At 67.7% G+C, this 15,314-nt stretch carries 11 protein-coding genes; 2 read left to right on the forward strand and 9 right to left on the reverse strand.

The window, feature by feature from the left end:
* Nucleotides 1-27: 27 nt before the first annotated feature.
* The 5 genes from ACFU8Q_RS04685 to ACFU8Q_RS04705 form a co-directional block, all read right to left on the reverse strand.
* Nucleotides 28-3,342, reverse strand: a complete 3,315-nt coding sequence (locus ACFU8Q_RS04685; RefSeq protein WP_384447719.1) for a right-handed parallel beta-helix repeat-containing protein — start codon at nt 3,340-3,342, stop codon at nt 28-30.
* A gap of 1,191 nt (nt 3,343-4,533) precedes the next feature.
* The gene (locus tag ACFU8Q_RS04690) at nt 4,534-5,856 is read right to left on the reverse strand and encodes an RNA polymerase subunit sigma-70 (RefSeq protein ID WP_384447721.1); all 1,323 of its coding nucleotides are present in this window, start codon (nt 5,854-5,856) and stop codon (nt 4,534-4,536) included.
* A gap of 13 nt (nt 5,857-5,869) precedes the next feature.
* Entirely contained in the window at nt 5,870-6,469 is a 600-nt protein-coding gene (locus ACFU8Q_RS04695) for a hypothetical protein (RefSeq protein ID WP_384447724.1), read from the reverse strand.
* The gene (locus tag ACFU8Q_RS04700; protein ID WP_384447727.1) at nt 6,466-8,145 is read right to left on the reverse strand and encodes a DEAD/DEAH box helicase family protein; all 1,680 of its coding nucleotides are present in this window, start codon (nt 8,143-8,145) and stop codon (nt 6,466-6,468) included. Before ACFU8Q_RS04700 ends, ACFU8Q_RS04695 begins: the two co-directional genes overlap by 4 nt.
* Nucleotides 8,142-10,514 carry an ATP-binding protein gene (locus ACFU8Q_RS04705; RefSeq protein ID WP_384447730.1) on the reverse strand — a complete coding sequence of 791 codons (2,373 nt, stop codon included), beginning with the start codon at nt 10,512-10,514 and terminating at the stop codon, nt 8,142-8,144. Before ACFU8Q_RS04705 ends, ACFU8Q_RS04700 begins: the two co-directional genes overlap by 4 nt.
* 274 nt (nt 10,515-10,788) lie before the next feature.
* Between ACFU8Q_RS04705 and ACFU8Q_RS04710 the strand changes: the two genes are divergently transcribed.
* Complete coding sequence (locus tag ACFU8Q_RS04710) at nt 10,789-10,977, forward strand: hypothetical protein (protein ID WP_384447733.1); 189 nt, start codon at nt 10,789-10,791, stop codon at nt 10,975-10,977.
* Here the strand turns inward: ACFU8Q_RS04710 and ACFU8Q_RS04715 are convergent.
* Both ACFU8Q_RS04715 and ACFU8Q_RS04720 read right to left on the reverse strand, forming a co-directional pair.
* Nucleotides 10,962-11,423, reverse strand: coding sequence for a very short patch repair endonuclease (locus ACFU8Q_RS04715; RefSeq protein ID WP_384447778.1), 462 nt, complete (start codon nt 11,421-11,423; stop codon nt 10,962-10,964). The two genes, ACFU8Q_RS04710 and ACFU8Q_RS04715, sit on opposite strands and share 16 nt — an antisense overlap.
* Before the next feature lie 332 nt (nt 11,424-11,755).
* Nucleotides 11,756-13,105 (reverse strand): DNA cytosine methyltransferase, encoded by a 1,350-nt coding sequence (locus tag ACFU8Q_RS04720; protein WP_384447735.1) that lies wholly within the window; start codon nt 13,103-13,105, stop codon nt 11,756-11,758.
* A 355-nt stretch (nt 13,106-13,460) separates the two neighbouring features.
* On the opposite strand from ACFU8Q_RS04720, the gene ACFU8Q_RS04725 reads away from it, so the two are divergent.
* Nucleotides 13,461-14,024 carry an HD domain-containing protein gene (locus ACFU8Q_RS04725; RefSeq protein WP_384447738.1) on the forward strand — a complete coding sequence of 188 codons (564 nt, stop codon included), beginning with the start codon at nt 13,461-13,463 and terminating at the stop codon, nt 14,022-14,024.
* Here ACFU8Q_RS04725 and ACFU8Q_RS04730 read toward each other — a convergent pair.
* On the reverse strand, nt 14,012-14,479 hold the full coding sequence (locus ACFU8Q_RS04730) for an NUDIX domain-containing protein (RefSeq protein WP_358972811.1): 468 nt from the start codon (nt 14,477-14,479) through the stop codon (nt 14,012-14,014). The two genes, ACFU8Q_RS04725 and ACFU8Q_RS04730, sit on opposite strands and share 13 nt — an antisense overlap.
* Entirely contained in the window at nt 14,466-15,239 is a 774-nt protein-coding gene (locus ACFU8Q_RS04735) for an XRE family transcriptional regulator (protein ID WP_384447743.1), read from the reverse strand. The genes ACFU8Q_RS04730 and ACFU8Q_RS04735 overlap by 14 nt, the downstream gene beginning before the upstream one ends.
* Nucleotides 15,240-15,314: the final 75 nt, after the last annotated feature.

Raw genomic sequence — 15,314 nt, forward strand, 5'->3', positions numbered from 1 at the left:
GTTGGGCCGCCGCCCTCGCCCCGTACCTCACCCGCCGGACAGGCCCGAAGAGACCACCAGGTCCTCGGGCAGCAGCATCCGCAGTTCCTGCGGCCCAGCCTCCGGCATCCCGCTCAGCCGCCCCGCCTGCCGGGTCATCATCGACTCCAGCACCCGCCGTGCGAACCGCGCGTTGCCGAAGTTCTCGTCGCGCGGCACCTCTTCGAAGTACCGGGCGAGCAACTCCACCGTCTCCGGTGCGCAGTCGTACCCGTCACGTTCGCACTGCCGCCGGACAATCTCCACCAGATGTTCCGCCGAGTACGAGCGGAACGTCACCCGGCGCGAGAACCGCGAGCCCAGCCCGGGGTTCGACGCGAGGAAGCGGTCCATCTCCCGTTCGTAGCCCGCCACCACCACCGCCGTGTCGTCCCGGTGGTCCTCCATCAGCTTCACCAGGGTGTCGACGGCCTCCTGCCCGAAGTCCGCGCCGGAACCGCCCTCCGGGGTGAGCGCGTACGCCTCGTCGATGAACAGCACCCCGCCCCGCGCCCGCGCGAAGACCTCCTGGGTGAGCTGCGCCGTGTGCCCGACGTAACGGCCCACCAGGTCGGCCCGTGCCACCTCCACCAGCTGACCACGGGGCAACACCCCCATGGCGCCCAGTAGTTCGCCGTACAGCCGTGCCACTGACGTTTTGCCGGTGCCGGGCGGGCCCGCGAACACCAGGTGGTGGCCGACCGACGGCGCGGGCAGTCCGGCCGCCCGGCGTCTGCGGGCCGTCGCCAGCAGGTTGACCAGGTCCTGCACCTGCGACTTGGCTTCCTCCAGGCCGACCAGCGCGCCCAGTTCGGCCATGATCGCGTCGAGCCGGGTGGCGTCCGTGGGCTCGCTCCCACCCGCGCCGATGGCTGCCGCCGCCTGCTCGCCGACGTCCGAGGGGAGCAGCGTCGTCAGATCGTCCTCGGAGACCTCCGGCATCTCGGCGAGCCGCAGCGCCTGCCGGTCGATCAGCTCCTCGAAGACCTTGCGGGCGGCGCGCGCGTTGCCGAACGACGCGTCCTTGTGCATCCGCCCGAAGTGCACGGCCAGCGCCCGCTCGGTGTCCTCGCCCAGCGTGTAGCGGTTCTGCTCGCACTGCTTGCGCACGATGGTGATCAGCTCGGGGACCGTGTAGTTCTCGAACTCGACGGTACGGTTGAAACGCGAGGCCAGCCCGGGGTTGGACGCCAGGAAGGTGTGCATCTCGGACGAGTAGCCCGCCGCGATCACGACGACATCGTCCCGGTGGTCCTCCATCAGCTTCACCAGGGTGTCGACCGCCTCCCGCCCGAAGTCGGCACCGGACGACCCGCCGCCCTGGGTGAGCGCGTACGCCTCGTCGATGAACAGCACCCCGCCCATGGCCTGTTCGAAGACCTCGGTGGTCTTCATTGCGGTGCCGCCGACCACCTTCGCGACCAGATCGGCGCGGGCCACCTCCACCAGATGCCCGGAGCGCAGCACACCCAGGGCGGCGAGGATGCTCCCGTACAGCCGCGCGACGCTGGTCTTGCCGGTGCCGGGCGGGCCCGCGAACACCAGGTGGCGGGCGGTGGCCGGGACCGGAAGGCCCGCGTCGCGGCGGCGCCGGGCCAGCCGGTTGAGATTGACCAGGGTGGCGACCTGCTCCTTGACGGCACGCAGTCCGACCAGTTCGTCCAGCCGGGCGAGCGGCCCGCGCGGGTCGCCTGGGGCGCCGTCCGGCGCGTCGGCGTCCCCCGTGATGTCGGGCTCGCCGTTCTCCTCGCTGGTCAGCCGGTCGAGCACCAGCTCGCCCTCGGTGGGTGTACGGCGCACACCCGCGCCCTTGTTGCCGGTGATGGTGCACCCCGCGGCACGCACCCGCAGCCGGCTCACGGTCCGCAGCCCGTCCCCGCCGCCCGCGGTCAGGACGCACTCGGTCAGCTCGGCCGTCGCCTCCGCCCCGACGCTCGCACCGTGCCGTCCGGCAGCGCGCACCCGGACCCGTATCGCCGTCAACTCGGCCTCAGAACCGTCCACTTCGAGCCCGTCGCCGCCCGGTTCTTCGACTTCGCAGTCGACCAGCATGAGGACGCCGCCCGCCAGGACCGACACCCCGGCCCGCGCGGCGGACCGTACGGCCGTGCCCTGCAGAGCCGGTCGGGCGCCGTCGACCCGGACCCCGCAGCCGCCCGCCGCGGTCACCGTGGACGCCTCGATCTTCCCGCGCGCCCCGCCGCGCAACTCGATGCCGTGCCCGCCGGTGTCCGTCACCTCGACCCGCCGCAGCACCGGGTCGGCGCCCTCCGCGACGACGATGCCGTGCCCCGCGACGGCGGTCACGGTGACCCGGTCGAGACGGGCGGTGCAGCCGCCGGTGAGGAGGATGCCGTCCGCCGCGCCTTCGGCGATCTCCGTACGGAGCACGGTCGTCGACGATCCGTCCTGCACGAGCAGCCCGGCCGAACGGGCCCCGCTGATCCGCGCATCGGCCACCGTGCCCCGGGAGCGCCCGGTGACGGCGATGCCATGGCCGCCCGGGCGGTCGATCCGGATCCGGTTCAGCTCGGGGTCGGTCGCGCCGGAGAGGGTGACGCCGTGGGTCGTGGAGCCGGTGGCCACGCAGTCGGTCAGTACCGTCTGCGCGGCCGTCGATATGTGGAAGCCGATCACACAGTCCTCGACCCGTACATCGGTGAACCGCGTCGTGGCGTTCTCCTCCACGGCGACCCCGGGCTTCACGGTCCGCTCCACCGTGACGTCCGTGAAGCTGCCGCGCGCCCGCCCGTTGGCGAGTACGCCGTTGCCCCCGGCGTCCCGCACGGTGCAGCCGCGCACCTCGGTGGACGCGTCCTCGCCGAGCACGATCCCCGAACTGCCCAGCCGCTGCAGGACGCAGTGCTCGACGACGCTGGTCCGCGACGACAGGTCCACGATCCCGGCGCCCGCCGGATTGCTGACGGTGGTGTCGCGGATGGCGAGCGAACCCTCGTCGCGCGAGAGCAGCGCGGCCCAGGAGTTGCCGTACACCTCGCAGTCCTCCAGGGCGGCCTGACCGCGCGGCACGTCCACCACCGGTTCGTCCTCGTCCCCGCCCCCGCCCGCCATCAGCCGCAGCCCGGAGAGCTTGACGGCCTCCGCGAGCACCTGCACCGCGCTGCCGCTGCGCGGTGCGATCTCGACCGCGGAACCCGGCTCGTGGGCGACGACCGTGACCAGCTTCGTCACCACGAGGTTCTCGTCGTACCGCCCGGCCCTGACGCTGATCACCGAGCCCCCGCGCGCCGCGGTCAGCGCCTCGCCGATGGTGCGGTGGTCGCCCGACCCTGCCGGGTCAACGACGATCAGATGGCGCGCCACAGCGGCTCCCTCGTGCTCGGTAATCCGGTGGGCCGACGGCCGACCGACCGAACCCCATCATGCCAAGGGATCTCCGGCCGGGGGGCGCCGGACCTGCACCGCCCTGCCCACCGTCAACCACCCTGCTGACGGCTCGGACCGCTGGCCGAGGGAGCGCCATGGCAACTGCCCAGGAGGGGCCCGACACCCTCTCGCCGGAGTTCGCGGAGAATCCGTACCCCGTGTACCGGGCCATGCGGGCGCCCGCCCCGCTGCTCCTGCACGAGGCCGTGCAGAGCCAGCACTTCACGTGGTCGTCCATGTCCACTCACAACGTCCGGAGGCCGGGAACAGGTCCTCCTGCCATTCGAGATTTGCCTTCTCGGCCTCTGTGCACCTGGTGATCGCAACCATGTCGATCGTTCTGTCCGTCGGACTCACTGGCTGTCGGCGTTCGGCCAAGGACAGACGCCGGGGGCTTGGCACTTGAACGGTGCCTCCAAGGCCGGCGCAAGCTCCTTGCATGCCTCGGGGGCCGGATAGCGACGATCGGCCTCACACATAGCTTGCTGGGCGATACGTCGATTGAGTCGGCCGTTCTCGGCTGCGGCAGTCCGGCCGATCTCCCACAAAGCTTCTCGAGCGGGGCACTGGCCGGACGGCCGACGCGCAGCTTCTCCACCAGTCATGGCCGGCCAGGCAGAAAAGGCCAAAAAAGTAGGACCCCGGCGGCCCTCCGCTCACGCATAGCCCACGCGGGCCGTCCCGCCACCCCTCAGCCGTACGCCCGCCACGCCCCGACCGACACAAAACCCCAGGTCATCTGGTGTCTGACCTGGGGTTTCTCTGAGCCCCCTGTCGGATTCGAACCGACGACCTACGCATTACAAGGGCCTGCAAGATCGTGACGGCGGGTGGCGAATGATGCTGTCTGAACCTGATTTCCCTGGTCAGCTCAGTGCGAGCGACGAGAAAGTGCCAGCCAGACCCGATCCGTGCCGCCCCGTCCGCTCACGCACCGCTCACGCGCGCTGGACGTTTGACAGCCTGCTGCAGCAGAGCCCGAGCCTCCGAGCTCCCGAGGCGAAGAACGTAGCACGCACTGCCGCCATCATCGTTTCTCCCGTTGTCCCATGCGCCCCCTCGTCATGGATTCACCGAACCCCTCCGGCGACAGCTCAGTAGTGGAGTCGCCCAGCGGTCCCGCCTCGCTCAGGGCTGCCCACCCACCGCCCGGCAGGTCTGCCGGTCACAAGCGTGCTCGATGCGCGCCGTCGAATCGTCCGTGCGGAGGAAGAGGACGAACTCGCAGCCCCCCACCATTCCTTTCTCCTTCGCCAGCACCCGCAGGCTGGAGAGTTGGGCCGCACCCGTCGCCCGCTTGAGAACGATAGGGGTGGGGTGACCAGCCATGGAAAAGGTCCGGACCATGGGAGCCTGCCGCATTCCGAGCTGCCACGTAAGCCAGCTGCTGACGACGACGCCGCTGCCCCGGAGAATGTCCTTGTCCACGGTGAGACGGACCCCGAAGACGTTTCCGGCGGGATCCGCGGCCATGGTCGCCGGCCGTGCCGGCTCGCTCTCCTCGATCGGAACCGCCCCGCGCGCGACAAGGTCGATCAACCCGTCGTCCGTCGTGCCCACCCTGTCGTCCAGCAGACACTGCTGAAGGCGCCACAACGTCACTGGGTACCGCTCACCGACCTTCACGAAGAGAGCCTCCTTGGGCAACGGCCCCAGTTCGGTCAGCACCGCGACGAAAGCCTCCACGGCGTTCGGGTACGGAGTGACGTTCAGGTGAGGCCATTCGGCCAGCGCCCACTTGCCCTCCAGACGGAGCTGCACGAACCTCTCGTCCCGCCTGAGCGCCTCGGATACGGCGGGCTTCCGCCTGATTCCGGTCGGTTCCACCAACTCCTCAGCCCGGCAGGGCTCGCCATTCGCCAGCAGGTAGAGGTAGGCCGCGTCCCTACCGCGGGCGCGACGGCGTAGCCAAGTCCCCTCGAAGCCGGGGACCAGCGGGCTGTTCGGATGCCCGAGAAGATCCAGCAAGGGGACCTCGTCGGGTACACCAGCGCTCGCGAAGGTCACCGCCACGTCCTCCCCACGCAGCGGTGCCTCCTCCACTCCAACTCGCAGCAGCATCTCCAGGGCGCTCGGATTGCGTGTCCACCAGCCGTCCAGACGACCAGCCCAAGTCAATGGAGGCTCAGCCCCGACGTCTTGGACGAGAAGACCCACACCAACGTGCTCGCGTACGGCCAACACCGCAGCCACCTCGGACTCGGATACCGCTGGACGCACGGTGAGGGCCATGAGCCGATCGCGCCAGTCGTCGACGAAGGCGTCGGCGAAGGCGCAGAGATGCTCCTGCGCCTTCAGAAGCAACTGGCGAACCCTTTCGCGGCTCACCTCGTGCTCCTGCCCGATACTCCCGAGCGTTCCCCCGCTGGCACGATCCTCGACCATGCGACGCGACCGGGAGGGGAGAGCGCGCCAAGCAGCGCCGAGCCAGTCGTCGTCATCTCTCGTCATGGCGGAGCCCCGCTCAACCATCGGTGACATGTGCGCTGATCAGATCGAGCCGGTTGGCGATCAGCTCGTTCTTCGCCTTCTGCTCCAGAGTGATCTTCCGAACGAACGAGTCCACCGTGCAGATGACCCACGGCAGAGCGTCGCCGCCGGCCTGCGCAGCGATGGCCGCCCACGCGAGATGCTTGAAGTCGCGCATGGGAGCCCACGCGAAGCGCCGCTCCGTCTCCTCATCGTCCTCGTGGCGGATCGTCACACGGAGCGGCTTGATGTCCAGGGTCTCGAGATCGACCGTCCAACCGGAACCGAGAGCCCTCACGACGAGCTCACTGACCGGGGTGGACGGCTTGGCCACGAGAGGGGCCCACTTGCCCACCCCGTAGGTGGCCCGGGTGTACTCCTTCATCGGCCTGTCCTTGAGCCACGGACGGACGTTCTCCGGCTTCCCGATGAACGGGAGGAGCCTTCCCCCCACCTCAGGGTCGGAGGTCCACGTCACGTAGTGACTGGTGCGTTCGGTATCCGGCAGGTAGATCCAGTTGAGGTCGGCCATCCGCTTGTAGAGGAGGCGCACGACTTCTTCTTCCAGGTCAGTGGGGATCGCGTACTTGCTCATTCGATTCCTGTCGTCAGAGGAAACTGAAGGCGGACCTCGTCCGCCTTGGTCTCAAGGTCTGCCGCGTCCTGAATCCAGTGGTCCATCAGAGACCCGACGGTTTCGTCGCTGAACTGGATACGGGAGGCGTGCGGCATTCGTACGCGCAGATGCTCGCTCTCCTGGGCCTCCTGCGCCTCCAGCGATCGCCGGAGTTCCAAGGTCGCCGCCACCCTGCGGATGTCGGTCACGAAGTCGAGGACACGTAGGGCTTCCTTGCCGGGGCTGAGCCGAAGTCCACGCCCGAGTTGCTGGACGAAGATCCGCCGGCTGTGCGTGACGCGCAGGAACGCGATGAGGTTGACGTCCGGGACATCGACCCCCTCGTTGAAGACGTCGACGCACGTGATCACCGGCACACGGCCGAGCCGGAACTCGTTCAGCAGGATCTGGCGTCGCTGCCGCGGTAGTCCGCTGTGCAGGAACGACGCGTTAGACCACGCCGAGTCTGACGTGGCGAACAACTGGGCCATGTGCTCGGCGTGTTCGATGGTCTGGCAGAAGACGATGGCCCTGGGGTTGGCCGTGGTTCGCCACGCCTCGCGGAAGTGCTCGATGATCTCCTCGTCGCGCTGCGGCAGGAACAGTGACTTGTTGAGATCCTTGATCGACTGGCCGTGCACGCTGGCGTCCCTGACCGCGTTCCAGTCGACGTTGTCGACGTACAGCCGGTAGTTGACGGCGGACAGGTAACCGGCGGCCATGCCTTCCGCGATGCCCATCTTGAAACTCGGGTACCGGAAGCGTGAGGTGATGTCAAACTTGTCGCCTCGCCAGGGTGTCGCCGTCACGCCGAACTGCTCAGCATTCCCACACAGATCGAGCAATTCCGCAAACCTGCCGGTCTCGGCCACGTGGTGGGTCTCATCGATCATGATCAGGTCGGGTCGGTAGCCCACACGTACGGCACCGAGAACGGATTCAACGGTTCCGACGACGACTCCGTCGAGGCTTTCGGGTCGACTCTCCCCGGTGAGCAAGCGCGTGGGAACGGACTTGGGGATGTGCCGCCACATCGCCTTCTCAAGCTGTGCGACGAGTTCCTTCATGTGCGCGACGACGAGAATCCTGGCAGCCGGATTGACCTTGAGGTGACGGCTGATGATCTCCCCGCCCACCACCGTTTTGCCGAGCCCTGTCGCGAGCACGAGCAGGGCGGTGCCGTTCGCGCCGAGATCTCGGACCACCGCGTCCGCAGCCTCAGCCTGATAGGGGCGCAGGGCGTACTTCGCGGGAACCGTCTCAGGCATCTGGTCCCCGATGGAACCCAGCGTCGCGCCGTGCCACAGGGAGATCGGCACACCGACTCCGTTGAGCACCACGCGGCGGGCCTCCGCCGCCGCGTTGAGGTCGGTGTTGGTGATCAGGACGGCCTTGTCCGCGCGGTACCGCGTACGCGCCCGCTCCAGGTCGTCTACGCCGCTGCGGTCGACCTTCCCGCCCGCCTTCCACTTGCACTGGAAGACCCACTGCTCCCGACCTCGTACGGCCAGGAGATCCGCGCCGTGGTCGCCAGCGCCGTCAATGACACGTACGTCGTTGAAGCCGAGGTACCAGAGGGCCCGCTCCACGGCGTGCGTGAGACCAGCGGGCCCTCCCTTCAGCAGCTCGTCAGCCGAGAGGAAGACGGCGCTCACTTCTCCTCCGCGAGGTCGTCGGCCAGCAGGCGGATGCTCAGTCTCGTGCGCAGCAGCTGGTTCGGGAGGCTGCTCCCCGCGAAGGTCGCCTGGGTCGCGACGTCGGAGAGGTAGCCGACCGTCCGCGCGAGGCTAAGCCGCCGCGCGGACGCGGACGCGACACCCTCGTAGATGCCCTGGAAGACCCGGTTGTCCATGAACGCCGCAGGCAGCGACTCGACGAGATGGACCAGGAACAGCGCCGGTACGTGGAGCAGGAACTCTCCGTTCGCACCAAGGTCGGCCGTACGGGTCACCTTCCCATTGGCGATCATGGCGTGCTCGGTGGCGGTCAGTTCGTCGGGCGAGAGAAAGTGATACGCCTTCTTCGCCTCACCAGTGCGGTCCAGTTCCGACGCCATGCGGTGACGGATTTCCGCAAGCAGATCCTGTGCCTCGGCGCTGATCATCTGGGCGTCCAGAGCGGTGGCGGGCAGTGACTCCGCCCGGATCGCCGCGATGAGTTCGGAGTGGCTCCATTCCGTCTCCGCCCGCACCCTGAGCAGCACAGCGATCTCCGCGAGCAGAAGGTCCGCCGGGTCCGCGCCGAACTTCTGGAAAATCGAGTGATCGAGGTCGAGGAACGCCACGAGGCTGTTGCCCGCGCGCTGGTCGAGCAGGACGGGGGTGGGGTGCAGGTTCTCGTCGGTCAGACCTCCCGCCGTCAACTGACGGGCCTCGACCTCGACGAAGCCGACGCGCGGGTGACCGAAGGAGCGACTCAGTGCCGGGTAGGTGGTCGAGCTCTCCATGTAGCGCGTAACGCGTTCCTGCCGGGTCTCCTTGCGCTCCTCCGAGGCCGGTGCGGCGGGAGCGGAGGCGCTGTCCTTCGAGGACTGCGCCCCGGTTTCGGGCTTCGACTCGTCTGGACCCGGAAGGGTCGTGGTACTTGGGGTGCCAGCCCCGTTAAAACCGAGCGCTTCCATCACCGCCGCCTCATCCGGCCGTCCCGGGGTCGCGGCGGCAGCCTTCGCGTTCTTGCCCCGGCTCTTGGCCGCCTCGTGGTCCTCGACCGCCTGCCACCAGCGCTCATCGGTCTCGTAGTCGGGGTTGCCCCGGCGGAACTCCTGCCCCCACCGGCGGGTGTCTTCGTGGATCGGCTTACGTCCGTCACCCGGGACCAGGTACCGGAGGCCAGCGTCGTTACGACGGAAACCCTTGAAGAGGAGCGCGAGCGGACTGGTGTTCTCCTCGTACTCGAGGTTCGCCGCGCGCTGGGGCAGCAGCGGCGCGACCCCCCTCACGATCTCGACCGCCGAGCGCCAGCTGCGGTCGCCGTACTCGAAAGCGTCCTTCTGGTAGGTGACCGGGACGTGGTCGAGGTGGATCTCCCCGATGATGCGGCCGCCCTGGTGAGCGAGGTCAACCGGGTACTCCGGCTCCTCGTTGCCCACCGCGCCGTCCGGGTTGCGCCAGGTGAAGAGCTGCTTGTCCCAGCGGAGGATCTTGCGACCGTTGCGCAGGAAGTCGATCCCGTAGTCGTTCTTGTGCATGTACCGCTGGATGCCGAGCCACCCGTGCACCCGGCGCTCGCGAATGGTGAGCCGGTTGCTCCCACAGTCCTCGCAGGCGTCCCGATCAGTGAGCTGCCACTGCCCACAGTCGCCGCAAGCGAGACCGTTCTCCAACTTCTGGTCGATCTCGATGTAGGCGGGGATCCGCTCCTTGTTGTTGTAGAGGACCGAGCGGTTCTCGCCCCAACGGCAGTGCCGGACGGGCTTCACCTGGAAGCCGCCGACCCATAGCTCGAACGGACGGTTCAGGAACATCCACGAGTAGACCTGTCCCAGGATGTTGCGCAGGGCCGCGCCGTTCTTGTTCAGCCACCGAGCGCGCGCGGGGTGCAGGCGACTGATGACGATGCGGGTGCCGTGCTCGTTCGGATCGACCTTCGGCTCCGTGATGTCCTCAGCCTCGAAGTCGTCGCCGATGCGGTCCAGGTCGATCTCCACGCCGATCCACTCGGTGTCGCCCTGCCGCGTGGTCAAGACGCGCGTGCGCTTCCCGAGCCGGGCCGTCGAGACGTTGAACCCCATGCCGAAGAGACCGAGCTTGTCGTGCATGTCGTTGCCCGACCAGCCGGCCCGCACGGCCCGCTCCAGGCGGTCGTACGTCATGCCGCGCCCGGTATCGGTGATCACGAGCTGACCCTGGGCGGAGTCGGGGAGTTCGACGCTGACGCGATACCCGCCTGCCCAGGGAGCCCCGGACCGGTGGATCTCCGTGAAGTCGTCGAAGGCGTTGTCGATCAGCTCCGCGATGCACTGCCACTCGTCGAACTCGATCTCACCCAGCATGCGCAGCACACGCGCGGAAGGAGTGATCTTCATAGGTGGAGGGCCCTCCTGCCTCGTCTCGCGAAGACACGCCGAAGTAAGCCCTCCGCGGGCAGCGCTTCGGAGCGCGGCTCGGTAGAACCGTACGCGTGATGAAGAGAGTAGAGGACAGGACTGACATCCAGCGCCAAGTTACTTGCTAATCCGCCAACTTGGGGGACGGATGGCATGTCGCGCGGTGCGATCATCGGATCGTCGCAACCGCAACGCACCCCGACGGTCCGCGGGACTGGTGGCGGACGCCGGCAGCCCCTGGGAAACTCACCCCGTGATCCGTGAACCCGCCGAGGTATCTGTAGAGCCCGATGGCCGTGTCGAACTGCCGTTGGGGCTGCTGGCCGAGGCTGGCATCAACGTTGGCGAGGACCTGCTCGCCTTCAGCGAGGGAGACGGTCGCATCGTCCTCTGGCGCGCGTCAGACACGATCAACGATCTCCTGAATCAGGGGACTCTGTGATCCTCCTGTACCGCAAAGTCGCGAACGACCGCGGCAACCCGACGCGCCGCTCGCACAGGGTCTTCGTGCTCCCAGATTCTAATGACACACCATCCCGCCTCCGCCAAGAGCTGGTCAGTCTGGGCGTCCCTGGCCCGGTTTCCGTCGATCTTGGCGCGCCAGAAGTCACTGTTCGTGCGTGCTGGCCGACAGTGATCGGGGCACCCGTGCCAGAAGCACCCGTCCACGAAGACTGCGACACGGGCGCGCGTGAAGACGAGGTCAGCGGTTCGCCGTAGCCCAGGAAGCGGCCGCGCCGATACGCGGTAGCGCAGACCCTCGCGGTGCAGCAGTGACCGGATACGAAGTTCCGGAGCCGTGTCGCGGCCTCGGTTCCCGCGCATCGTTGACCGCGTGGCAGGGGACGACGCCCACGACCCTTCAGGGAGAGGACGCTCTCCAACCATTCCCCTGTCATTGGCGATCTGCCAAGCCTGTTCAAGATTTGCCGCACGCGTCAGGTGCTCCACCTCCCCGACATACAGGGCAGGCGAACGCCCGTCTTCCGACCAGCGGAGATAGGCCCTGATCCGACGAGTCTTGGGCAACAACTTCAGCGTGATAGAGGCCAGCGCGTAGTCGCCGTCTTTACGCTTGACATAGCGGCCCTCCCGACCACCCGCGGCACGATCCTGTTCGGCGACGATCGCTTTCCTGGTCCGTCCCTGCCGTCCCCGCCAGGCCCTCTCGGGCGGCGGCTTGTCCCTCCAGCCGACTTGCCGGGATCCGGCGGCGTCGTTCACGAGCGCCGTTCCGCGTCGTTGAGGGCCTTCGCGACGGCGCTGGTGAACACCTCGCCCAGCTTCACGGGAACCGCGTTGCCCAACTGCCTCATGCGTTCACCTCGCGGGCCCGCCATGCTCCAGTCATCACCGAATGTCATGACCCGGGCAGTCTCGCGCACTGTCATGTACCGGTGCTCGGGGCGCAACTGGCCGGTCTTCTCGTCGCGCACCAGGTTATCGAGCTGCATTACCGACTCGCCACCGGGCACACCATGCACCCCGGCCTTGACGGTCTTGGCCGGCCGGTCAAGTTCATTGGGCGTGTGCCCGTCGTAGATCCTCGCTCCAGGCCACCCGATGTGGTCGGGGAATCCGCCCTGCTCCGTCGTCTTGTCCAACATGCTGGTGTTGATCTCGGGGAGCCCCATTACGGCGTCTCGAAGGGTGAGCCATGGCTGGAGCTCCTCATCCCCGCTCTCGAACGACAGCTGCTCATTCGCGTAGCGCGAGGTCACCAGATCGATGACGCGCTTCGGGATCTTGGCGCCCGCCTGCTTGTGGCGGTCCCAGTAGGAGCCTTCAAGGATCGTCCGCGCGAGGGCCGCATGGGAGTGGGTACGCGCGACAGCGCGCTTGACCAGATCCGGGTCCACGCCCAGGTCAGCGCGGAACGCGAGAAGGATCACCCGGTTACGGATCTGCGGCACCCCGTAGTTGGCGGCGTTCACAGCGTGTTGCGTGACCTCGTAGGTCTCCGCCGGATCGGTGTCCTGCGCGTCAAGCCGCTCCCGCAACGCCTGGTCGTGCTCCTGCCACGTGGCGCCCTTTCGGCGCTTCACGAACGGCAGAGAGAGTTCGCGCTTGATGTACTCGAAGTAGGGATTGAAGGACGGGCGGAGCAGCCCTCGGACGTTCTCACAGATGACAGCCTTGGGACGGATCTCGCGAACCGCCCGGAACATCTCCGGGAACATGTTCCGCTCGTCCTCGTCACCCTTCGCGACTCCGCCAAGGCTGAACGGCTGGCATGGTGGCCCGCCGGCCAGAAGGTCAACATCGCGATCCCTGAGGAAGCGCATGCCCAACCCTCGGACGTCGCCGGTGACCAGGGGAGGGTAGTGGAGCCGCTCAACGGCGCCTGCGGCGTCGAAGCCCTTCGCGCGTTGCTCATCGATCTGGTCCAGCCACTTCGCCAGCACATCGGAATCGACATCCGCAGGAAACGCGTCGAAGCGATTGCCCTCAAGCGTCTCGCACGCCCTCTTCGCGAACTCGTTCAGCAGCAGGTGTCGGAAGCCGGTGTTCGTGCTGGCTTGGACCAGCCCACCCCCGCCCGCGAAGAGCTCTACCGACGTCCGTTGCATTTTCTACTCCTAGCAGTTCAGTGCAGCCAAAACCATACCGCGGAGTTGTGCCGATTGTGACCCATGCGCCGAAGAGAATCGTGTGCAGTCGTACGCTCCACAGCGGCAGAACCCACGAAGAGACCGGCGGAGGCCATGACGGCGACAGCGGGGGGCCCTGATCACCGGCCTGGGACTCCTGCCCCGGGAAGCTGGGAACCGTTCCGCAGCTGGAGGGCGCGGACGCGGTTCGCAAGCGCAGACCGCGAAGCCTCTGCCCTGTATTGAATCGCGTATCGCCAGTGCCAGTCGGCCTCGGGAGGAGTCCCGTTCGTGGCCAGGCTTGTGCGGGTCGTGCCTCGGGCAGAGAGCTCGCATGGGTGATCTCATCGAGGAATGGGCGACGCGGGTCGCGGAGGCAGAACTCAGCGGCACGCTTCCACAGAGGTGGGCGCATACACAGGGAGTGGCTAAACGCGCGGTCGAAGTAAGTCACGCTCTCGGCCAGGACGCCAGCCTTCTCGTCGCCGCCGCCACGCTGCACGACGTCGGCTACGCGCCGCAGTTGGTCGTGACCGGGTTCCATCCACTGGACGGAGCGCGGTTCCTTCGGGACGAGCATGGGGCCGACGAGCGGCTGGTGCGGCTGGTGGCCAACCACTCGTTCGCGCTCATGGAGGCCGAAGAGCGGGGGCTACGGAAGGAGCTCGCGAGCGAGTTTCCCTTGCTGGAGGAGCGATTGCTGGTGGACGCGCTCGTGTACTGCGACATGACGACCACGCCCGACGGCGGCCGAACCACCGCCGAGGAGCGTGCCGTGGAGATCCTTGGTCGTTACGGGGGCGACAGCGTGGTCGGGCGGTTCATCCGCCGGGCGGCTCCGGAGATCTTCGGCGCCGTGGGGCAGGTGGAGGCGGCGCTGGCGGCTCAGCCCAGGTAGGGGTACGTGCCGGCAAGGTAGTCGCCGATCTGCTGGCGCATGCTGGGGTGGATGTCGTACTGGTCCAGGTCGCTCGGCTGGACGTAGCGGACGCCGTCTGCTTCGTCGTTGATGGTGGGCTCGCCGCCCACCGGCCGGCCGATGTAGGTGTTCTCGTACTGCTGGCGGATCTCGCCGTCGGTGTAGGCCACGATGTGGTTCGGGTTCGTGTAGACCCCCAGGAAGCCCGTGATCTCTGCGATGATCCCGGTCTCTTCCAGGCATTCGCGCACTGCGCACTGGGCCGCCGTCTCGCCGATGTCCTGGGCCCCGCCCGGCAGCGCCCATTGGCCGGTATCCCGGCGGCGCTGGAGCAGGATGGCGCCATCGTCGTCGACGACGAGCAGGTTGTTGGCGGGGATGAGCGTGTTCGCCTTGGGGGCCTTGGGGTCGTTGTAGTACTCAGTCCTGCCCATGCGGCGAGAGCCCCTCCTGGTCTGGTGTCCAGGGCCGTGCTGTGGCCCAGACAGCTTCGAAACTCTGAGCGTAGTTGTCGAACCAGCCTGCGGTGTCTGCTCTTCGAAGATGGAGGAGAGGGTTGGCGCTGGCCGGCTGGCCCCAGACGTGCGGGTTGATCAGAAGATCATCGTCGTACCGGAACATGGAGGTGTAGAGCGTGGTGTCGTGCAGTCTCACCTCGCAGCCAGGCTCGGACAGCAGGGGCCGGTAGTAGGTCAGGGAGGCACGGATCTTGGCGGCGAGGGTGTCGCCGATTCCCTCTTCGTGGCCTCGGGTTGCTGCGGCCTGGCCCTTCGAGTCGCCGAAGCAGAGCCGCACTCGCACTCCGGTTGATGCGCGCTCGGCGAGCATCTTGGCGACGTGAGGGTTGGACTGGGCGAAGAAGGTTCCGGAGAAGACGAGAACGCTGATCTGCTCCTGGGCGCCCTTGAGCAGCGACAGCCACGTGTCGCGTGGGACGCTCGCCCGGTTCTGGTAGGTCCCGACCAGCTCCTGCCCTGAACCTGCGAGCTGCTGCGGCGTGCTCGGCGCTGGTGCGGGCCAGAGGAACAGTTCCTCGACCCGTAAGTGCTTGGCGACGCGGAAGCGGTGGCGAGGATGGGGAACGCGCCCGCCGAGCCACCGGCCAACGGTCTTGGGGTCCACCTCGCAGACTTCGGCGAGTGATTCAGGTGGGATGCCGCGCTGGGCGAGCACGGAGTGCAATCGCTCGTTCACAGGCGACATACAAGCCGAGACGGTCAGGAGCGGCAAGGACGTTTCGGGACGTTCCGCAGAAGGAGGGGGCCCTGA

Source organism: Streptomyces sp. NPDC057543 (assembly GCF_042801895.1).
Taxonomy (GTDB): domain Bacteria; phylum Actinomycetota; class Actinomycetes; order Streptomycetales; family Streptomycetaceae; genus Streptomyces.